The organism is Paraburkholderia sp. EG304 (assembly GCF_046543485.1).
Classification (GTDB): domain Bacteria; phylum Pseudomonadota; class Gammaproteobacteria; order Burkholderiales; family Burkholderiaceae; genus Paraburkholderia; species Paraburkholderia youngii.
In genome coordinates this window covers 115,679-135,761 of the sequence record NZ_JBKGUA010000005.1, presented here as the reverse complement: position 1 = coordinate 135,761, position 20,083 = coordinate 115,679, and the positions used below count along the sequence as shown (strand labels likewise).

16 protein-coding genes are annotated in these 20,083 nt (G+C 64.1%); 5 read left to right on the top strand and 11 right to left on the bottom strand.

What is annotated here, in order from left to right; all coding sequences use genetic code 11:
* Positions 1-15: 15 nt before the first annotated feature.
* From ACLFKU_RS08370 to ACLFKU_RS08355, 4 genes are all read right to left on the bottom strand, one after another.
* Complete coding sequence (locus ACLFKU_RS08370) at positions 16-3,048, bottom strand: FAD-binding and (Fe-S)-binding domain-containing protein (RefSeq protein WP_410848748.1); 3,033 nt, start codon at positions 3,046-3,048, stop codon at positions 16-18.
* Between the two features lie 47 nt (positions 3,049-3,095).
* A complete protein-coding gene (locus tag ACLFKU_RS08365) occupies positions 3,096-3,845 on the bottom strand; it encodes a 2-keto-4-pentenoate hydratase (RefSeq protein WP_410848747.1) in 750 nt (249 codons plus the stop codon).
* 3 nt (positions 3,846-3,848) lie between these two features.
* Complete coding sequence (locus ACLFKU_RS08360; RefSeq protein WP_410848746.1) at positions 3,849-5,135, bottom strand: MFS transporter; 1,287 nt, start codon at positions 5,133-5,135, stop codon at positions 3,849-3,851.
* Positions 5,136-5,311: 176 nt separating this feature from the next.
* Positions 5,312-6,532 (bottom strand): pyridoxal-phosphate-dependent aminotransferase family protein, encoded by a 1,221-nt coding sequence (locus ACLFKU_RS08355; RefSeq protein ID WP_410848745.1) that lies wholly within the window; start codon positions 6,530-6,532, stop codon positions 5,312-5,314.
* Between the two features lie 170 nt (positions 6,533-6,702).
* Between ACLFKU_RS08355 and ACLFKU_RS08350 the strand changes: the two genes are divergently transcribed.
* Entirely contained in the window at positions 6,703-7,434 is a 732-nt protein-coding gene (locus ACLFKU_RS08350; RefSeq protein ID WP_368583483.1) for a GntR family transcriptional regulator, read from the top strand.
* Between the two features lie 392 nt (positions 7,435-7,826).
* On the opposite strand, the gene ACLFKU_RS08345 is transcribed toward ACLFKU_RS08350, so the two are convergent.
* The 6 genes from ACLFKU_RS08345 to ACLFKU_RS08320 all read right to left on the bottom strand — a co-directional run bounded on the left by ACLFKU_RS08345 (position 7,827) and on the right by ACLFKU_RS08320 (position 13,478).
* Positions 7,827-9,158, bottom strand: a complete 1,332-nt coding sequence (locus tag ACLFKU_RS08345; protein ID WP_410848744.1) for an MFS transporter — start codon at positions 9,156-9,158, stop codon at positions 7,827-7,829.
* A 76-nt stretch (positions 9,159-9,234) separates the two neighbouring features.
* On the bottom strand, positions 9,235-10,200 hold the full coding sequence (locus ACLFKU_RS08340; protein WP_368583481.1) for a hydroxymethylglutaryl-CoA lyase: 966 nt from the start codon (positions 10,198-10,200) through the stop codon (positions 9,235-9,237).
* Positions 10,197-11,390 (bottom strand): CaiB/BaiF CoA transferase family protein, encoded by a 1,194-nt coding sequence (locus ACLFKU_RS08335; protein WP_368583480.1) that lies wholly within the window; start codon positions 11,388-11,390, stop codon positions 10,197-10,199. Before ACLFKU_RS08335 ends, ACLFKU_RS08340 begins: the two co-directional genes overlap by 4 nt.
* A gap of 104 nt (positions 11,391-11,494) precedes the next feature.
* Positions 11,495-12,484, bottom strand: coding sequence for a LysR family transcriptional regulator (locus tag ACLFKU_RS08330; RefSeq protein ID WP_410848743.1), 990 nt, complete (start codon positions 12,482-12,484; stop codon positions 11,495-11,497).
* Positions 12,485-12,505: 21 nt separating this feature from the next.
* Complete coding sequence (locus ACLFKU_RS08325; protein ID WP_368583478.1) at positions 12,506-12,769, bottom strand: YlcI/YnfO family protein; 264 nt, start codon at positions 12,767-12,769, stop codon at positions 12,506-12,508.
* Positions 12,770-12,836: 67 nt separating this feature from the next.
* On the bottom strand, positions 12,837-13,478 hold the full coding sequence (locus tag ACLFKU_RS08320) for an HD domain-containing protein (protein ID WP_410848742.1): 642 nt from the start codon (positions 13,476-13,478) through the stop codon (positions 12,837-12,839).
* Positions 13,479-13,733: 255 nt separating this feature from the next.
* Between ACLFKU_RS08320 and ACLFKU_RS08315 the strand changes: the two genes are divergently transcribed.
* From ACLFKU_RS08315 to ACLFKU_RS08300, 4 genes are all read left to right on the top strand, one after another.
* Positions 13,734-14,696 carry a GlxA family transcriptional regulator gene (locus tag ACLFKU_RS08315; protein ID WP_410848741.1) on the top strand — a complete coding sequence of 321 codons (963 nt, stop codon included), beginning with the start codon at positions 13,734-13,736 and terminating at the stop codon, positions 14,694-14,696.
* 53 nt (positions 14,697-14,749) lie between these two features.
* Positions 14,750-15,508, top strand: coding sequence for an SDR family oxidoreductase (locus ACLFKU_RS08310; protein ID WP_410848740.1), 759 nt, complete (start codon positions 14,750-14,752; stop codon positions 15,506-15,508).
* Positions 15,509-16,418: 910 nt separating this feature from the next.
* Positions 16,419-16,799, top strand: a complete 381-nt coding sequence (locus tag ACLFKU_RS08305) for a BON domain-containing protein (protein ID WP_410848739.1) — start codon at positions 16,419-16,421, stop codon at positions 16,797-16,799.
* Between the two features lie 875 nt (positions 16,800-17,674).
* Positions 17,675-19,324 carry an NRAMP family divalent metal transporter gene (locus ACLFKU_RS08300; RefSeq protein WP_410848738.1) on the top strand — a complete coding sequence of 550 codons (1,650 nt, stop codon included), beginning with the start codon at positions 17,675-17,677 and terminating at the stop codon, positions 19,322-19,324.
* Positions 19,325-19,443: 119 nt separating this feature from the next.
* On the opposite strand, the gene hpaC is transcribed toward ACLFKU_RS08300, so the two are convergent.
* Positions 19,444-19,980 carry a 4-hydroxyphenylacetate 3-monooxygenase, reductase component gene (hpaC, locus tag ACLFKU_RS08295; RefSeq protein WP_410848737.1) on the bottom strand — a complete coding sequence of 179 codons (537 nt, stop codon included), beginning with the start codon at positions 19,978-19,980 and terminating at the stop codon, positions 19,444-19,446.
* Positions 19,981-20,083: the final 103 nt, after the last annotated feature.

Here is a 20,083-nt window from a genome sequence, read left to right as displayed (position 1 = left end):
CCAGTTAGCTCCGCGTCATTGCAGCGCCATCGCCAGCATGCGCGCGACGTGAATCGCGTCCACGCCCGCTCCATCGTGAATCTGATGCCGGCAGCTGGTGCCATCGGCGACCATCACCGTGGCGGCGTCGAGCTTGCGGACCGCGGGCAGCAGCGACAGCTCCGCCATCGCCTGCGAAGTCGCGTAGTGCTCGGCTTCATAGCCGAAGCTGCCGGCCATACCGCAGCACGACGATTCGACCGTCGATACCTTCAATTCGGGAATCCACTTCAGCACGGTCTGCACCGGCGTGAACGCGTCGAACGCCTTCTGATGGCAGTGGCCGTGCACGAGCGCCTGCTGCATCGGCAGCGGTTTCAATTTGAGCTGCAAGCGCCCAGCGTTTTCTTCGCGCACGAGGAATTCCTCGAATAGAAACGCGTGCTGCGCGAGGCGCCGCGCTTCGTCGCCGAAACCGTACTGCAGAAATTCATCGCGCAACGACAGCAGACACGATGGCTCCAGCCCTACCACCGGCACGCCGCGTTCGATGTACGGCCGGAACAGATCGAGCATGCGCCGCGCTTCCTGTTTCGCTTCATCGACGAGACCCGCCGCGAGAAACGTGCGGCCGCAACACACAGGACGCTCGCCCGGGCGTGCATTGAAGTGAACCGTGTAGCCCGCCGCTTCGAGCACCTGTTGCGCGGCACGTGCGTTGTCGGGCTCAATGTGGTTGTTGAAGGTATCGACGAACAGCAGCACTTCTTTCAGCGTGGACGGCTGCGCGGCCTCGCGTGCAGGCCTCGCGGACACCGCATCGGCCAGAAACGCCTTCTTGAACCGCGGCAAACTCCGCTCGGCAGCGAACCCGACCGCGCGCTTGAACCACGCCGACAGCACCGGCACGTTGTCCGCGAGCGCCACCAGTCCCGGCATGCGGCTCGCAGCGCCCGCATAGCGGGGCATGAACGCGACGAGCCTATCGCGCAGCCGCACGCCATGCGTCCTCGCCCGCGCCGCCCGCGCCTCGAGCTTGAACTTCGCCATATCGACGCCGGTCGGGCAATCGCGCTTGCAGCCCTTGCACGATACGCACAGGTCGAGCGTTTCCTTGACGTCATCGCTCGCGAGTCCGCTTTCGCCGAGCTGGCCCGAAATCGCGAGCCGCAACGTGTTGGCTCGCCCGCGCGTCAGATGCTGCTCGTCCTTCGTCACGCGATAACTCGGGCACATCGTGCCCGCGTCGAACTTGCGACAGTGGCCGTTGTTGTTGCACATCTCGATCGCTTTCGCGAGACCGCCGCTCAGGTCGTCACCGCTGCCCGGCGCGCTTTCTTCTCCCGTCAGCGGATCGCGCTTCACGTTCCACATCGACCAGTCGAGCACTGTTTCGATACGCTGTTCGCGATAGCCCGGCGCAAAGCGGAAATTGCGCGCGTCGTCCATCTTCGGCGGACGCACGATCTTGTCTGGATTGAAGCGATTGTCCGGATCGAACAGCGCCTTGATCTCGCTGAACGCCTCGTTAAGCCGCGGCCCGTATTGCCACGCGACCCATTCGCCGCGGCACAGACCGTCGCCATGCTCGCCGGAATACGCGCCCTTGTACTCGCGCACCAGCGCCGCCGCTTCCTCGGCGATCGCCCGCATCTTCGTTGCGCCGTCGCGGCGCATGTCGAGAATCGGCCGTACGTGCAGCGTGCCGACGCTCGCATGCGCGTACCAGGTGCCCTCGGTGCCGTGGCGATGAAACACATCGGTGAGGCGGCTCGTATAGTCGGCCAGATGTTCGAGCGGCACCGCGCAGTCCTCGATGAAGGACACCGGCTTGCCATCGCCCTTCATGCTCATCATGATGTTGAGACCGGCCTTGCGCACTTCCCACAGCGCTTTTTGCGCATTCGCGTCCGGCATCTCGACGACCGCATCGGGCAAGCCCAGCTCGCCCATCAACTCGGTCAACTGCTTCAGCGACGCGAGCTGCGCGTCCCGATCCTCGCCCGCGAACTCGACGAGCAAAATCGCCTGCGGCTCACCGACCAGCGCCTTCTCGATCACCGGACGAAACGCGGGATTGCTCAACGCGAGATCGATCATCGTGCGATCGACCAGTTCGACCGCGACCGGCTTAAGTTTGACGATGTGCTGCGTGAGCGCCATCGACTGCCGGAAGGTCGGAAAGTTGACCACGCCGAGCGCCTTGTGCGCGGGCAGCGGCGCGAGCTTCAGCGTGATCTGCCGGCTGAATGCGAGCGTGCCCTCGGAGCCGACCAGCAGATGTGCGAGGTTCGCGCTGCCGTCATCGGTATAGGCGCGCGGATTCTGGCAGTCGAACAGATCGATGTTGTAGCCCGCCACGCGTCGTAGCACCTTCGGCACGCGCCCAACGATTTCATCACGCTCGCGCTGCGCGATCCGCGTGACGCCCGCGACGATCTGCTGCAAGCGCTCGCCTTGCGGCGCCTCGCGCAGCGACGCGAAGCGCGCTTCGCTGCCGTCGGCGAGAATCGCGTCGATCGCGTCGACGTTGTGCACCATATTGCCGTACTCGATCGAGCGCGAGCCGCACGAGTTGTTGCCGGCCATGCCGCCGATCGTGCATTGCGCAGAAGTCGATACATCGACCGGGAACCACAGTCCATGCGGCTTTAGCCACGCGTTCAGATGATCGAGCACGACGCCGGGCTCGACCGTCACGGTGCGCGCGTCGGCATCGAACGCGACGATGTTGTTGAGCCACTTGCTCGTATCGACCACCAGCGCTTCGCCGACCGTTTGCCCGCACTGGCTCGTGCCCGCACCGCGCGCGAGCACCGGTACTTTCTCGCTGCGCGCGATCTCGAGCGCGATGCGCAGATCGTCCTGATCGCGCGGCACTACGACGCCGACCGGGGTGATCTGATAGATCGACGCATCGGTCGCGTAGCGGCCGCGGCTCGCGAGATCGAACAGCACATCGCCGCGCAGCGCTTTGCGCAGATGCTGCGCGAGCGGACTCGTGGCACGCGCGGCGGAAGGGACCAGATGGATCGGCTTGACGAGCAAGCCCGCAGTGGGATTCGTCATTTCGTCGGCCTGTGAGGAGCGCGCGTGAGCCGCGCGGCTCGAATTACCTAGTACAGCGTCAGATGCACCGGCGCGAGCCCTTCGATATGCCCGCTCACGTTGCCCGCCTCGCGCGGAAAGAACATGCCGGTGTACGAACCGGCGGTGATCACCATCTCCGGAGTCACCGCGATACCGCGCGCACTCGCGTGATTGACGAGCCACGTCAACAGCCGCCGCGGATCGCCGGCTGGATTCGCGGGCGTCGTTGCGACGACATTGCGTCCGTTGAACTCAAATTGCAGCGACGGCGCCAAGTACGGGAAATCCTCGCGATACCGCGTGAATTCGCCGACGATCAGCGCACCGTGATTCTGCAGGTCCGCGAGCTGCGCTAGTTTGTCGATGGCGGGCCACGCGGCATAGCGGCTCGCGACGATCTCGATGGTCGCGCCGATCGAGCCGATACCCGCGAGCACTTCGTCTTCGCCGTACGGCGTCGCGGAAGGCTCGAAACGCCGGCCGAAACGGAACGCGACTTCGAGTTCGAGCCCGAGCGGAGCGAAACCTTCGCGCGACAGACGCGCACCGTCGGCATGCAGATCGATGTCGGGCAATGGCGCTCCTTGAATCGGCCCGCTCGCCGACTTCGCGCCGATCTTCCAGCCGCCGATTCGCGCGCCGCACGCGCTCAGGATTTCGCGCTGGATTGCGTAGGCCGCGTCGGCATCGGACGGCAACTGTTCCGGCGGCAACGTGTCGAGCACCGTACGACTGCGACGCGCATCGGCAAGAAGCTGGCTGAGTGATGAAGTCATGTTTTACGCGCCCATCCGGCTGGAAACCTGCGCCTTCTCCGACGCGCTGAGTTCGAAGCGGCTCTCCGGCTGCATGCGGAACGCGAGCACGACGCCGATGCCCATCAGCAACATGCTGCCGACGAACGGCAGATCCCAGTTGCCGAAGTGGTCGATCAGAAAGCCGCCCATCACCGGCGAGATGATCGCGGCCAGCGCCGAGCCCGTGTTCATCATGCCGCTGGCGGTGCCGGAGAATTCCGGCGCGATATCCATCGGAATCGCCCACATCGGGCCGATCGTCATCTCGGCGAAGAAGAAGCCCGACGCGAGACAGGCGATCGACAGCGTCAGGTCATGCGTGAACATCAACGGAATCAGCGACAGCAGACAGAACAGCATGCACCCCGACACCATCCAGCTGCGCGCGCGCTTGAGGCTGCCGGTGCGCTTGAAGATCGCATCGGTGACGAGGCCGCCGAGCGTATCGCCGATCACGCCGGCAAAGAACACGACCGACGCGAAGATCGCCGACTTCTGCAATTGCAGATGATGGTTGTGCAGGAAGTACAGCGGAATCCAGCTCAGGAACAGCCACAGCGTCCAGCCGTAGCAGAAGTAGACGATCGTGACCGGCGCCATGCGGCGAAACAGCTTGCCCCACGGCAGGCCTGCGACTTTCGGCTTCACCGCGGGCAGCACCGCGAGTTCCTCCGGCGTGATGCGCGGATGATCTTTCGGATGCTCGGTGAACGTGATCGCCCACAGGGCGACCCACACCAGGCTCAGCGCGCCGCAGATATAGAACGATTCGCGCCAGCCCCAGGTGGTCATTACCAGCACGATGAGGGCCGGCGCGACCGCATTGCCGACTCGCGACGCCGCGTGCGTGATGCCCTGCGCGAAGCCGCGTTTTTCTTTCGCGACCCAGCGCGACATCGCCGATGTTGCCGCCGGGAACGTCGCGCCTTCACCGAAACCGAGCACGAGCCGCGCGGCAAGCAACGAAGCGAGCCCGCCCGCGAGGCCCGTGAACACCGTCGCGAGACCCCAGATTGCACCGCAAAACAGCAGCGTGCGCCGCGCGCCGAAGCGATCGCTGACCCAGCCGCCGATCACCTGAAACAGCAGATACGGATACGCGAAAGCCGAGAACACGAGGCCGACCTGCGTATGCGTGAGATTGAATTCCTTGCCGAAACCCGCGGCCGCGGTGCTGACGTTCACGCGATCGAGGTACGTGATGAAGTACATGATGCAGAGCATCACTAGAACGATACTGGTCGCACTGGTCAAACGAAACCGTTTCATCCTCTCTCTCTCCGTGGCATGTGTCGACGGCGCGCTTGAAGTGGCGCGCTGCGTCGTCGCCCGTCGGCCGCGACAGCCGTTATGGACGCATTGCATGTTGTGATGGCAGCGTTCTGCGCGCGGCCCGATGAGAAATGCGCTCCCTGGTGTTGCGGGTTGTTTCCTGCTGGTGGCGCTTATGCCGCGGCCTTCAACCCCGGCGTCTTCGGTGCGTGGCTCAACCACTCCATAGCGGCAGGCATGCCGCTTTCCTTAAGGGGTATGCCAGCAAGCCGCAGACCCATTTCGCAGCCGGCCAGGGTCGCGAGCAGCGTCAGATCGTTGCAATCGCCTAGATGGCCGATACGGAACATGCGGCCCTTCATCTTGCCGAGGCCCGTGCCGAGCGACATATCGAAGCGCTCGTAGATCAGCTTGCGCACAGCGTCGGCATCGACGCCGTCGGGCATCATCACGCCCGTGAGCACCGGGCTATACACGGCGGGATCGGCGCACTGGATTTCGAGCCCCCACGCACGCACCGCGCGGCGCGTCGCTTCGGCAAGCCGCTCGTGACGCGCGAACACGTTGTCGAGCCCTTCGCCGAGAATCATCTCGATCGCTTCGTGCAGGCCATACAGCAGGTTCGTGTTCGGTGTGTAGGGCCAGTAGCCGGTCTTGTTCATTTCGACGATTTCCGACCAGTCCCAGAAGCTGCGCGGCAGCTTCGCGTGCTGGTTGGCGGCCATCGCCTTCGGCGAGATCGCGTTGAAGCTGATGCCCGGCGGCAGCATCAAGCCCTTTTGCGAGCCCGACACGGTCACGTCGATACCCCATTCGTCGTGGCGGTAGTCAGCGCACGCGAGACCGGAGATCGTATCGACGAGCAGCAGCGCCGGATGGCCCGCGGCGTCGATCGCTCGGCGCACGGCGGCGATGTCGGACGTGACGCCGGTCGAAGTTTCGTTGTGCACGACGCAGACCGCCTTGATCGCATGCTGCGGGTCGGCGCGCAGACGTTCTTCGATCATTTGCGGCTGCACGCCGCGCCGCCAGCCTTCGATGCCTGGCAGACCCAGGAACTCGGGCTTCAGGCCGAGCTTCTCGGCCATCTTTTTCCATAGCGTCGCGAAGTGGCCGGTCTCGAACATCAGCACGTGATCGCCGGGGCTCAGCGTATTCGACAACGCGGCTTCCCATGCGCCCGTGCCGGACGCCGGATAGATGACGACCGGCTGCTGCGTCTTGAAGATCTTCTTGATGCCGTCGAGCACCTTCAGACCCAGTTCGCCGAACTCGGGGCCGCGGTGGTCGATGGTCGGATAGCTCATCGCGCGGAGGATGCGATCGGGCACCGGACTCGGCCCCGGAATCTGCAGGAAGTGACGGCCAGCGGGATGAAAATCTAGCTTCAGCATCGGGTTCCTCCAATTTGAATTTTGCATTCAAAAAACTGTATCAGAAGAATCGTGACGCTCCCAAGGCGAAATATGCTCGTTGAGGCCCGTGTTTACCCGCGTTTGCGCTCGATTAACTAATCGATATGGTTCCGATAAAATCCCACATCATGTGAGCTGAGGGTTTTTGTATGCAAAATTCGGATGTCGACGCGGGAGTGACCGCAGCCCCGCTGATGCCGAAGGTCGAGCGTCAGCGCCTGCATGACACGGTGGTAGAGCACATCCGCCGCTTTATCGTCGAGGGCGTGCTGGCGCCCGGCAAGAAACTGAACGAGCGCGAGTTGTGCGAAACGCTCGGCATTTCCCGCACGCCGCTGCGCGAAGCGCTGAAGGTGCTGGCCGCCGAGGGCTTGATCGAAATTTCGCCGAACCGGGGCGCGTCGGTGTCGAAAATGTCGGAGGCGGAAGTGCGCGAAACCTTCGAATTGATGAGCGGCCTCGAAGCGTTCTCGGGCGAACTCGCAGCGGAGCGCATCACGGCGGCCGAACTCGCCGAGATCAAGGCACTGCATTACGCGATGCTCGCGTGCCGCGCGCAGAACGATCTGCCGGGCTACTACAGCCGCAACCAGGCGATTCACGACAAGATCAACGAAGCGGCGAGAAATTCAGCGCTGCGGCAGACGTATGTGTCGATCAACCGGCGGCTGCAGGCGCTGCGCTTTCGCTCGAACTATCAGACGCCGAAGTGGGACCGCGCGATTCACGACCACGATGAAATGCTGAAGGCGCTCGAGGCTCGCGACGGCAAGAAGCTCAGCGCGATTTTGCGGCAGCATCTGCTCGATAAGCGGGATGCGGTTTTGCAGGTGCCGGTGCAGGATGAAGTGGTCGCTTCGGCCTCCGTGTTGAAGGCGTGATGCGGACGACTGATGCCGAGTCACGCTTCACGGCACCCTGTCGGCAAACAAAACTTGTCCACCTAAATTGTTGGCAAGCCTGTGGACAACCTTCGCACAGCGAGCCTAAGTGCTTGAAGCGTGAGAACTATCCGCGCGCGGTGCACGCGTAGGCAGCGAGCGTCGCTACGGAGTCCGTGATAGCGGCGAGCGCGCTTGGCAAGGATGCCGTATCAGTCGGACCAACCTCGAAGACCAGTTGTCCACATAATTTGGGAACAAGCTTGTGGACAACCTGCGCACAGGCCTGCCAAGTGATTGATGCGGCAGGCCTATCGTTCGCGGATGCGGGAGCGGGCAGCGGCGCGGCAGGTCGCCTGATGCAAGCGAACGACCGCGCCCTGCACATAGATTTACTGCGTCGTTTCACGGCTGCGCAGCGACTCCGGCAGCCCATACAGCACGATCAACGCGCACACCACGCTCATCGCACCGATCACATACAGCGCCGGCGTCGTGCTGCCGGTCAGATCCTTCACACGGCCCACCATCACCGGGCTCACGATCCCGCCGAGTTGTCCGAGCGTGTTGATCAACGCGATACCGCCCGCGGCGCCCGCGCCCGTCAGCAGCTTGGGCGGCAGCGCCCAGAATGCCGGAATCGATGCGACCACGCCCGCGCCCATCACCGCAAGCGCGACCACCAGCAAGGCGGTCTGTTTGTCGAAGTAGCCCGCGGCGAAGAAGCCGAGCGCCGACATCAACAGCAGCCCGAACACGAACTTGCGCCGCTCGCCGGTCGCGTCCGACAGGCGCCCGACCACCACCATGCAGATCGCGCCGCACACATAAGGCACCGCCGTCAGCAGGCCGACCACGGTGGGATTCTTCGTACCCGCCACGTGAATCAGATGCGGAGCCCAGAAATTCAGACCGTACGACGCGATCTGAATCAGGAAGTACACGAGCCCGAGGGTCAGGAAGCCCGGCGTTTTCAGCGCGCCCAGCAGCGAATGGCCGGTCGGCGCCGGGCGGCTTTGCTGCGCGATCTGCCCGGCGAGCAAGCTCTTCTCCGCCGACGACAGCCAGCCCGCATCGTCGATGCGATCCTTCAGCAGCTTCAGCACCAGCAGGCCGAGCGCCACACACGGCAAGCCGCCGAGCAGGAACAGCCAGTGCCAGCCTGGCATGCCGAGCACGCCGTCCATATGGCCGATCACGAGCCCAGCGAGCGGCGCACCGACCAGTCCCGAGAACGCCGACGCGAGAAACAGCATCGACGTGATGCGGCCGCGATATTCGGTCGGAAACCACAGCGTCAGGTAGTACAGCACGCCGGGCGCGAAGCCCGCCTCCATCGCGCCGATCACGAAGCGCAGCCCGTAGAACTGCCATTCGTTGTTGACGAACACCATCGCCGCGGTCGCGAGTCCCCACGAGATCATGATCCGCGCGATCCAGCGTCGCGCGCCGACCTTGTACAGGAACAGATTGCTGGGCACCTCGAACAGCACGTAGCCGATCACGAACAGACTCGCGCCGAGACCGTACGCGGTATCGGACAAGCCCAGATCGCTTTGCAACTGGAACTTCGCGAAGCTGATATTGATGCGGTCGAAGAACGCGAACAGATAGCAGATCATGATGAGCGGCATCAGCCGCCACGCGACTTTGCGGACGATCGCCGCGAGATCGTCCGCGCCATGTTCGCGGGTACTGCCCGCCACTGCGCCCAGGTCACTCATGCTTGTCTCCAATGCCGGATTCGGCGGTGCCGTCCGGTCGTTTGATCGGTTGAGGGGTTGTTTGTCGGGGTTCGGTTCAGATCTGCCGAACGTAGTCGGGCGCCGGATGCAAATCGCAATTGCGGCCTGCCTTGGCGACTTGCCCCGGCACGTCGTGGCCGAGCAACGCAGGCAAGCCGCGCGACAGCGCGAGCAGCTTCGGCAGATCGATCCCGGTCGGAATGCCCATTTCGTCGCACAGGTTCACGAGGTCTTCGGTGCAGATGTTGCCTGAGGCGCCCGGCGCGAACGGGCAGCCGCCGAGGCCGCCGAGCGCCGCATCGAAGCGGCGCGCGCCGGATTCATACGCGGCAAGCACGTTGGCGAGACCGAGACCGCGCGTGTTATGGAAGTGCAGCGTGAGCGCCGTGGCCGGCAGGGTTTCGAGCACGCGCGCGACGAGCCGCGCGACCTGACGCGGATTCGCCATGCCGGTCGTATCGGCGAGCGTGATGCCTTCGATGCCCATCTCGCGATATGCGTCGACGATGCCGATCACGCGGTCTTCGTCGATGCGGCCTTCGAACGGACAGCCGAACGCGGTCGCCACTGTCGCATTGAGCCGCACGCCCGCGGCCAGCGCGCGACGCACGATATCGTCGAACGCCGCGAGCGACGACTCGCAGCTCATGCGCATGTTCGCGCGGTTATGCGTCTGGCTCGCCGACATCACGAGGTTCAGTTCGTCGGCGCGCGCGGACAACGCGCGCTCGGCGCCCCTCAGGTTCGGCACCAGCGCGACGTAGATCACGCCGGGTTGCCGCTCGATCTGCTGGAACACCGCCTCGCCGTCGCGCAACGCCGGAATCGCCTTCGGCGACACGAACGAGCCCGCTTCGATACGCGTGAATCCGCATGTGGATAGCCCGTTGATCAGCGCGATCTTGTCGGCGGTTTCGACCCAGGTGGGTTCGATCTGCAGGCCATCGCGCGGGGCGACTTCCTGCACGATCAGTCGGTCGAATGACGCGCCCTCGCGCGTGGAAAAGATCATGGAATTCATTGCACCGCTCCCTCGCGACGAAGCCGCTCGATGTCTTCGCTCGCGAATCCAAGCTCGCTGAGCACGCTGCTGGTGTGTTCACCGAGCGTCGGTCCTTGCCAGCGCACTTCGCCCGGCGTGTCCGACAGCTTCGGCACGATGCCCGGCATCTTCACCGACGCGCCGCCCGGCAATTGCGCCTGCAGCAACATGTCGCGCGCCTGGTAATGCGGATCGGCGACGATGTCGGCCACCGAATAGATGCGGCCCGCCGGCACTGCGGCGCGTTCGAGCGCGGCCAGCACGTCTTCGGTCGCGTGATGCGAGGTCCACTCGGTGATCGCCTGATCGAGCATCGCGACCTGCTTCACGCGGCCGTCGTTGTGCGCGAGCGCGGGATCGTCCGCGAGATCGGCGCGGCCGATCAGATGCATCAGCCGCTTGAAGATCGGATCGCTGTTGCCCGCGATCACGACATAGCCGTCGTCCTCAGTGCGATAGGTGTTCGAAGGGGCGATGCCCGGCAGCGCGCCGCCGCTGCGCTCGCGCACATGGCCGAGCAGGTCGTATTCGGGCACGAGGCTTTCCATCAGATTGAACACGCTCTCGACCAGCGACACGTCGACCACCTGGCCTTCGCCCTGCCCCGTCTTCACGCGCAGCAGCGACATCAGCGCGCCGATCACGCCGTGCAGCGACGCGAGTGAATCGCCGAGACTCACGCCGACGCGCGCCGGTGCGCCGTCCACTTCACCGGTCGTGTAACGGATGCCGCCCATCGCTTCGCCGATCGCACCGAAGCCTGGCCGGTCGCGATACGGGCCGGACTGGCCGTAGCCGGAAATGCGCACCATCGTCAGTTTCGGGTTCAGCGCGTGCAGCACGTCCCAGCCGAGGCCGAGCTTTTCGAGCGCACCGGGACGCAGATTTTCGATGACGACGTCGGCATCGGCGGCAAGGCGCTTGACGATCTCGACGCCATCGGCCGATTTCAGATTCACGCAGACGGACTTCTTGTTGCGCGACTGCAGATACCACCACAGCGACGTGCCTTCATGCAGCTTGCGCCATTTGCGAAGGGGATCGCCGGTTTCGGGCGCTTCGATCTTGATCACGTCGGCGCCGAACTCGGCCATCAGTCGCGCGGCGAACGGCGCGGCAATGAGCGTGCCGATCTCGACGACGCGAATACCCTGCAGTGGTCCACCCATGTTGCTGTCTCCGAACTCGTTTCGTATTGGGAGACAGCTTAGAAGCGGCGTGGTGGCGACGTCCAACCGCAATTCGCCAACGACCGTTCGCGAACGGCGAACGCTCAGCGGCGGCTGCGGGAGCGGCGCGGTGGTTCGGTGGCGATCGGAGCGGGTTCGGGTTGAGCGTCCGCTGCCGTTTCGCGCGCTTCGACCATGCGCAGATGATCGAACAGCAGCCGGCTCACCGGCGACAACGCATCGACGTCACGCACGACGAGCACGAGGCCGCGCTCGGCCCAATCGTCGTCGAGCGCCGTGCCGACGAGGCCGAGCGGGCGGCCCATCAGCTGATACACCTTCTGCGGCAGCACACCGACGCCCATGCCGGCTTGCACCATCCGACAGACCGCATCGAAACCCGGCACGTGGATGCGCAGCCGTAGCGGCTTGCCGGCCTGACGCGCGGCGAGGTGCGTACGCGCGTTGATCGAGCTCGCCGAATGCAGGCCGACGTGATCGCCATCGAGCGTTTCGGCGAACGCGATGCTCGCGCGTGCCGCGAGCGGATGATCGTCGCGCATCACGATCACGAGCGAATCGCGCCGGTAGTGTTCGACGTGCAGCTCGCGCGTATCGGCGTCACCGGAACAGATGCCGAGATCGGCGAGGCTTTCGTCGACGGCCTTGACGACGCCGCCGCTCGGCCGCTCCTCAAGATCGACCTTCACGCGCTCGTGCAGCGACTGGAACGCGCGCAGATCTTCGGGCAGAAATTCGACGATCGCCGACAGGTTCGCCATCATCCGCACATAGCCGAGCACGCCGCTAGCATGGCCGGCCAGTTCGATGCCGATGCTCTCGATGTCGCGCAGCACCCGGCGCGCGTGATGCAGCAGCGTTTCGCCGGCCGGCGTCAGCGTCATGCCGCGCGCGTTGCGCTGGAACAGCGACGCGCCGACCGCCTGTTCGAGTTCGACCAGCCGCTTGCTGGCGGCGGACACTGCGATCGCCTCGCGCTCAGCGGCACGCGTTAGCGTGCCCTCTTCGAACACGGCGAGAAAGAGCTGCAGCGTGGTGAGGTCGAGTTTGCGAAGAAGGTTTTTGATGACCATGGGGCGGCGACGGAAGTTCGATCAGTGATAATGATCCTCTAGCTGATGGCGCACCGCCAGCACGGTCACGGTTTGGCTGTCGTCGCCTTCGCGCGGGACCTGGGCTTTTGCTTCGCCGAGCCGCCTTTCGAGGCCGGCGAGCACGTCGTCGGCCGACACGTAGTCTCCGGTTTGCTTCGCTTCAGCAGGCGAACTGGCCAGGCTTTCGCCTTCCTGCAGCACGTCCTCGGCCGCGGCCCGCAGTTCGGGCTCGACCCGCACCGACGGGAAAGTAGCGCTTTTCACCGTTCACTCCATGCATCGCATCTGCGATGCATCATTGCGCTACCTCATTTCTGCCGCAAGCAGGCGTTCACGACTTCCACGCCGAACCCAGAATCATCGTGCAGAAATTCTCGCGATGATAATGCGGGTCTTTCAGCGAGAGCACGTCGGCCTTCACGTTGCCGAACGTCGTGTGCGGCTTGTGGATCGTGCCGTGCGTGAACGCATCGATGATGCCTTCCTTGAAGTGCGGGCCGCGAGGATGCGCGTGCGTGACTTCCTCGCGCTGCTGCTCGCTGAATTCGTCGTAGGCGAGGCCAAGCACATCCATTTCGACGCCCGCGGTGACGAGCGCGATCACCGGCTTCATATGCTGCGGGATGCCTGGCGTCGTGTGTAGCGCAATCGCGGTCCATACCTGCTCGATATCGTCTTCGCCGATCCGATGCCGCCGCAGGAAATCGCGCGCCGCGTTCGCGCCGTCCACTTCGAAGCGCTCGTGCTTGCTGCTATGCGGCGCGACGAGCCCCATGTCGTGAAACATTGCGCCGATGTACAGCAGCTCGGGGTCGTACTTCAACTGCTTGCGCTGCCCGGCCAGCGCGCCGAATAGAAACACGCGCCGCGAATGGTGATAGAGAAGCTCCGTTTCCGTGTCGCGCACGAGTTCGGTGGCTTCGCGCGCCATCATGCTGTCGGGAATCCGGATACCTGCGATCGTCGTAGCCATGCGACGTACTCCTTCGAATGCGAAAGTGAAAGTGATCAACGGGACGCGGCGCGGCTTCAAAGCGCGTTTTGGTATGCTGGTCCGCGCCGTGATGTGGATGCCTGTCGCCTGGGTGTGAGACCGCGCGTCCGACCAACCCAGTATTGGCTAGCGCGACGCCGCGAACAATCGCCGCGAGCCGTTGAACACTGCCAAACGCACAGCGTTGACTGCCGCGGCATGTCCTTCACATTCCCCGTCAAAGGAAGTCATTCGATGCCCACCGTCGCGATCGCGATCTTTCCAGGTGTGCAGGCACTCGACGTCGCCGGTCCCGTCGACGTGTTCTCCGAAGCGAACGGCTTCGTCGCGCCCGCGCAGCACTACGAGGTCAAGCTGCTGGCCGCCGACGCGGCGCCGTTGCGCGCGTCGAACGGCATGACGCTGGTGGCGGACGCGACCTTCGAGCAGGCGCGCGAACCGTTCGATCTCGCGCTCGTCGCCGGCGGCCCCGCTCTGCCGCACAACGAAGTGCCCGACGCGCGCCTGCTCGACTGGCTCGCTGACGTCGCGACGCGTTGCGACCGCTACGGCTCGATCTGCACCGGCGCATTCGCGCTCGGTCACGCGGGCCTGCTCGATGGACGGCATGTGACCACGCACTGGCAGCACGCGGCGCAACTCGCCGCGCAGTTTCCTCGCGCGCGGGTCGAGTTCGATCGCATTTATCTGCGCGACGGGCCGCTGGTCACGTCGGCGGGGGTGACGGCCGGCATCGATCTGTCGCTCGCGCTAGTGGCCGAGGATCATGGTCCGCATGCCGCGCTCGCGGTCGCCAAACGGCTCGTCGTGTTCGCGCAGCGGCAAGGCGGCCAGTCGCAATTCAGCCCCTATCTGACCGCGCCCGCCGACGACACCTCGCCCGCCGCGAAAGTCCAGGCGCACGTGATGGCGCGAATCCATGACAGCTTCACCGTCAAGCAACTCGCCAGCGTCGCGGGCATGAGCGCGCGTAACTTCGCGCGCGTGTTCGTGCAGGAAACCGGCGTAACGCCGCATGAATTCGTCGAACGCGCGCGCGTCGATGCGGCGCGCAAGCTGCTCGAAAGCAGCGCCGCGGCGCTGAAGACGATCGCCTACGATTGCGGCTTCAGCACCGCCGACCGCATGCGCATCGTGTTTACGAAGCGGCTTGGCGTGACGCCGATGCAGTATCGCGAGCGCTTTCGGTCGGCCTGAATACGGCGTGAGAAAATCGTCGATTCTGCAAGACAACGCTCACAAGGAACGACATGACCTCCTCTTCTCCAATTCGCGCGATCGTCACTGGCCATACGCGCGGCCTGGGCGCGGCGCTCGCTGAACAACTGCTCGCCCGCGACGTCACGGTGCTGGGTCTGTCGCGCTCGCGCAATGCGGCGCTAAAGGCGCGCTTTGCCGCGCAGCTCGAAGAGATCGAGCTGCCGCTCGCCGAACCTGCGCGAGTCGCGCAATGGATCGCCACCGACGCGCTGAGCAACTTCGTGCGCGGCGCGCAGACGGTGCTGCTGATCAACAATGCGGGCACGGTGGAACCGATTGGGCCCATCGAAGGGCAGAACGCGGCGGACGTCGCGGACGCGGTGAGCCTGAACGTCGCGACGCCGCTGATGCTCGCGAGCGCGCTCGCCGCCGCGGCCGCCGACGCAACAGATCGGCGCATCGTGCACATTTCGAGCGGCGCGGCGCGCAACGCGTATCCGGGCTGGAGCATCTACTGCGCGACCAAGGCTGCGCTCGATCATCACGCGCGCGCCGTTGCGCTCGACGCGACTCGCGCGCTGCGCATCTGCAGCCTCGCGCCGGGCGTGATCGATACGGACATGCAGGCGCAAATTCGCGGGAGCGGCGAAGAGCAATTCCCGATGCGCCAGCGCTTCGAAGACCTGAAGCGCAACGGCCAACTGTCGACGCCCGAGCAATCCGCGGCGCGGTTGATCGACTACGCGCTTAGCGATGCTTTCGGGCAGACGCCGGTCGCGGACATCCGCGATATCGCGAAATCGGCCTGAACGGGTGATCGCTGGCGAGTGCTGCCGCTCCCGAAAAGCCTCACCTTTGGCACGAAATGGCGGTGAATCGGCGTCAGGTAGCGTCGCCAGTGCTCCCGAAAAGCCTCACCTTCGCGGTGAAAAGAGGGCTCGAGGAGGCATTTCAGCGCGCGCGGAGCGGCTCTTGCACGCCGCTCCCGAAAATCCTCACCTTTAATCGAACGCAGCCGGTTCGCGTCGCCGATGCGGGCCGCGTAAGCGGCAGATCGCCTGGACATTCAACGACTTACGTTACACAGCCGGCGAGCGGTCGACGCGATGGATGCAATGATTGGCGACTGCATGAAGCGGGTTTTGCACGCCGATAAGGCATGGGGCCGACAGATACGGCATCGACGGGTCCCGAATATCCTCACCTATCGCTGACAGGCAAAACGCGCGCATTGCCGCACGCCGCTTGCCGCGCGGTTTATTTCGCTTCTGGCACGGCCGGTTAGTTGCAAAAGACCCGCCCGCGGGCCACTCCCGAAAGTTCTCACCTTTCGCGTGCCGCACGCGCCGCCATCATTCGATCAGGCGCAACCAGTAACCGACGGGCGCCCTCGCCGGCTTCCTGCGATACGGCCTCACCGCATTGCGCGTCTGACGGGAACCATGTTTCCAAAGAAACCATTCGCAACTTGCCGGACCGTCGAGGCGACTCCCGAATACCCTCACCTTTAGTTTTGAAGTGCGCGTACAGGTGCGCATATTCTCACCTCGGCCGCTCCCGAATCTTCTCACCTATCGATATCGACGCGGCGCCGCAGAATATAATCGGAGCCGACGGTCGATTACTCGTCGCGAGGCGCCAGTGCGTTGCGTCGCCTCTTCCACGCTGGCAACACGCGGCTCGAACGGCAGTTCCTGACAAACCGGCAAAGGAGGAAGGATGAAAACAAACGGCGCGAGAAAAATCCTCGGCGCAATGTTCGCGGTGGCCATCGCGACTTGCGCGACTTATGCGAACGCTCAGACGCGCGAGATGCCGAACAATGCGTCGATGCAAAGCCAGCCGGCCCCAGCGGCTTCGAACCGGAACGCTAACCGGTCCGACAGCGCGATCGTCCGCGACGTCCGCCGCGCGTTCACGCGCACCACGAATCTCAATTCGGCGAACATCCGTGTCGAATCGCGACACGGCATCGTCACGCTGAGCGGCACCGTGCCGCGGCAATCGCAAATCGGGCAAGCCGGCAACGCGGCGCGATCGGTTCGCGGCGTCAGAAGCGTGCATAACCGGCTGACCGTGCGACGGCGCGCCAATCAGTAAGCATGTGTAGCGGCATCGGCCGGATGGATCGATGCCGCCTGTTCGACCTTCCCTCTATCGGCCTCGACCCGCACGTCGTTCACGGCGCGCGGCGTTGCGTGCCGCACATTTTCTCCGCTCTGCTTAAGAAACAGGTTGACCTCGGCGGAAAGCGAACCCTAGAATTCAAGAATCATCATCAATGGGGCTCACGCCTTGGACACCTGCAGTAGCCGACTTTCGAACAGTTTCGCTGCCTGACCGGCAGGACGTCCGCGCTCTCTTCATCAGCCGCCGTCTTGCCAGCAGGCAGACGGTGCGCGCCGCAGTCTCTTCCCGTGCACCTAACGTAACGTCGTATCCGCATGACAGGAACGCCGCGTTCAAACGCGTCCCTGCGTTGGTACGGCGCCGCATCGCGAGCCTCGTGCTTGCGGTCGCGTTTGCGCGCGCGTCAACGCAGTGCGCGTGAACGCGTGGATAAACACGTGTGGTGCAACGTGCGTAGCGAACGTATCAATCGCTCATACACGCCTCACACCAACAAGGAGTCGCCATGCCCGGCAGTGACAGTTATCCCTTATGCCGCTTCCCTGTTCTATTAACTGAGGAAAGCAAGTAGACCTCCACCGCCGCGCCCGGACATACGCGGCCTCCGTGTCTGCTGGCTTTCCACCAGCGCGTCGAAACCGGCGCACGGAGATACCCAATGCAATTCGGCCTGCTTCTTTCGAAGTTCCCGCGCGTACAGGAATCGCGCGCGTTTTACGACGCTCTGCTCGTGTTGCACCCGCGCGAATCGCGTCCGTTTATCGCCTTCTGCCGTCGCGTGATGTCGCGCGTGGCATAGCGTTTCGCGATCCGGCCTCCGACAAATACAACCAGGAGAGAACGACATGTCTACTCCGACGAACTTTTCCTCCGCGCGCAGCGCCGTGCTCGATTCGGCACACGTAGGCGATATCAAGGGCGCGCTCGGCACGATCGCTCACCATGACATCGCGCCGCGCACCAGTTGGTGGGCGCGCCTGCGCACGCTGCTCGCGATCCTCGGCCCCGGTCTGATCGTGATGGTCGGCGACAACGACGCGGGCGCATTCGGCATCTACACGCAGGCAGGCCAGAACTACGGGACCACGTTGCTGTGGACCATGCTGTTGCTGGTTCCAGTGCTGTTCGTCAATCAGGAGATGGTGCTACGGCTCGGCGCGGTCACGGGCGTGGGCCACGCGCGGCTTATTTTCGAGCGCTTCGGCAAGTTCTGGGGCGCGTTCAGCGTCGTCGATCTGTTCCTGCTGAACGCGCTCACCATCGTGACGGAATTCATCGGCATCACGTTCGTGCTCGACTTCTTCGGCGTCTCGAAGATCGCGGGCGTGTGCATCGCCGCGGCGCTGACGATGGCCGCCGTCAGCACCGGCGACTTCCGCCGCTTCGAACGTTTCGCGGTCGCGCTGTGCGTGTTGAGCCTGCTGCTGGTGCCGGTGCTCGTGTCGATTCATCCGCCGGTCGGCCAGATCGCGCGCGACTTCTTCATTCCGAACTGGCCCGCGCATTCGAAGCTGTCCGACGTGATGCTGCTCGTGATCGGCATCGTCGGAACGACGGTCGCTCCGTGGCAGCTGTTCTTTCAGCAGAGCTACGTGGTCGACAAGCGCATCACCCCGCGCTTCATGAACTATGAGAAAGCCGACCTGTGGATCGGCATCGTGTTCGTGCTGATCGGCGCGGTCGCGATGATCTCGTTCTGCGCCGCGCTGTTCGAAGGCCGCCCCGGGTTCGGCAACTTCACGGACGCGGGCGGTGTGATCGCCGGTCTCGAGAGATACGCGGGACGGACCTCGGCGGTGCTGTTCGCGATCGCGCTGTTCGACGCGTGCGTGATCGGCGCGGCGGCCGTGTCGCTATCGACCGCCTATGCGATCGGCGACGTGTTCAAGATCCGCCATTCGCTGCACCGTAGCGTGTCGGACGCGAAGGGCTTCTACGTCGTGTATTTCGCGATCGTCGCAGCCGCCGCGGCATTGGTGCTGATTCCGGGCAGTCCGCTCGGTCTCCTGACCGAAGCGGTGCAAACGCTCGCCGGCGTGCTGCTGCCGAGCGCGACCGTGTTCCTGCTGCTGCTGTGCAACGACCGCGCGGTGCTCGGTCCGTGGGCCAACTCGAAGAAGCTCAACCTGTTTACCGGCTCGGTGATCTGGGTGCTCGTGATGCTGTCGATCATCCTGACCGCGTCGGTAATATATCCGGACATCGCGGCGGAAACGATCATCGAAGTACTGGTGGGCGGCACGTTGCTCGCTGTCGTCGGGTATGCGGCGAGCATCGGGCTTCGCAAACTCCGCGGCGAATCCGCCGCAGCCGAGCCGACTCCGGGCTATACGAAAGAAGCGCGCAACACATGGCGTATGCCGCCGCTCGACGAACTGCCGCCGCCGCGTCTGACGCTCGCCAAACGCGTATGGATGGGCGTTCTGCGCGGCTATCTGTTGCTCGCGATCGCGCTCGTGATCGTCAAGGTCGTGCAGATGGCGTTGCTGAAGTAGTGCGAATGGTGAGTAGTTCCAGGAGGTCCGGGCAATGGTGAGGTTTTACGGGAGCCACGTCCGGAGCGACAACGCAAGAGCTGCCGGAGCCTGAGCGGTCCGGCAGCTCTTCGGAAAAATCATTGCCCCTTCCACGCCCTCGGCACCCGGTGAAAATTCCGGTCGAAGTAAATCAGACTGTCGCCATCGGCACTCACGCGGATCTGCGTGGTCTCCACGAACATCACCGAGTGCGAGCCGACTTCCTTCGCTTCGACGATCTTCCCCTGCAAGCTCGCGAGCGCGCCGCGCAGCACCGGCACGTCGTTTTCGCCCTGATCCCAGACGGGAAGCTTGAAGCGATCCTCCATCGAAAGACTGGTCACGCCCGCAAAGTGACGCGCGATACTTTCGAGGCTCGCGGGCAGCACGTTGATACACACATCAGGGTTTCCGACGAACACCGCGTGCATCGCGCTCGAGCGGTTCAGGCAGATCAGCAGCGTCGGCGGCGTATCGGTGACCGAGCACACCGCGCTCGCCGGGATGCCGCAGCAGCCGTGAGCACCCGCCGTGGTAATCACGTTGACCGCTGCGCCGAGGTGCGCCATCGCCTGTCTGAACTGCTGGCGGTTTTGATCGATCCCGGCATCAGCCTGTATTGCTTGGCTCGACATGTTGAAGTCACCTGTGTTCGTTTGCCAGTCATCGCAGGATGAATCGGTAGTGTTGGCGAGGTTTTGCGGCCGCTTGTCGGCCCGCTATCATGAAAGCCCTCTG

What these genes read in the sequence shown, in the direction of transcription:
- ACLFKU_RS08370 (WP_410848748.1), bottom strand. Translation starts at nt 3,048, where the DNA reads ATGACGAATCCCACTGCGGGCTTGCTCGTCAAGCCGATCCATCTGGTC.
- ACLFKU_RS08365 (WP_410848747.1), bottom strand. Translation starts at nt 3,845, where the DNA reads ATGACTTCATCACTCAGCCAGCTTCTTGCCGATGCGCGTCGCAGTCGT.
- ACLFKU_RS08360 (WP_410848746.1), bottom strand. Translation starts at nt 5,135, where the DNA reads ATGAAACGGTTTCGTTTGACCAGTGCGACCAGTATCGTTCTAGTGATG.
- ACLFKU_RS08355 (WP_410848745.1), bottom strand. Translation starts at nt 6,532, where the DNA reads ATGCTGAAGCTAGATTTTCATCCCGCTGGCCGTCACTTCCTGCAGATT.
- ACLFKU_RS08350 (WP_368583483.1), top strand. Translation starts at nt 6,703, where the DNA reads ATGCAAAATTCGGATGTCGACGCGGGAGTGACCGCAGCCCCGCTGATG.
- ACLFKU_RS08345 (WP_410848744.1), bottom strand. Translation starts at nt 9,158, where the DNA reads ATGAGTGACCTGGGCGCAGTGGCGGGCAGTACCCGCGAACATGGCGCG.
- ACLFKU_RS08340 (WP_368583481.1), bottom strand. Translation starts at nt 10,200, where the DNA reads ATGAATTCCATGATCTTTTCCACGCGCGAGGGCGCGTCATTCGACCGA.
- ACLFKU_RS08335 (WP_368583480.1), bottom strand. Translation starts at nt 11,390, where the DNA reads ATGGGTGGACCACTGCAGGGTATTCGCGTCGTCGAGATCGGCACGCTC.
- ACLFKU_RS08330 (WP_410848743.1), bottom strand. Translation starts at nt 12,484, where the DNA reads ATGGTCATCAAAAACCTTCTTCGCAAACTCGACCTCACCACGCTGCAG.
- ACLFKU_RS08320 (WP_410848742.1), bottom strand. Translation starts at nt 13,478, where the DNA reads ATGGCTACGACGATCGCAGGTATCCGGATTCCCGACAGCATGATGGCG.
- ACLFKU_RS08315 (WP_410848741.1), top strand. Translation starts at nt 13,734, where the DNA reads ATGCCCACCGTCGCGATCGCGATCTTTCCAGGTGTGCAGGCACTCGAC.
- ACLFKU_RS08310 (WP_410848740.1), top strand. Translation starts at nt 14,750, where the DNA reads ATGACCTCCTCTTCTCCAATTCGCGCGATCGTCACTGGCCATACGCGC.
- ACLFKU_RS08305 (WP_410848739.1), top strand. Translation starts at nt 16,419, where the DNA reads ATGAAAACAAACGGCGCGAGAAAAATCCTCGGCGCAATGTTCGCGGTG.
- ACLFKU_RS08300 (WP_410848738.1), top strand. Translation starts at nt 17,675, where the DNA reads ATGTCTACTCCGACGAACTTTTCCTCCGCGCGCAGCGCCGTGCTCGAT.
- hpaC (WP_410848737.1), bottom strand. Translation starts at nt 19,980, where the DNA reads ATGTCGAGCCAAGCAATACAGGCTGATGCCGGGATCGATCAAAACCGC.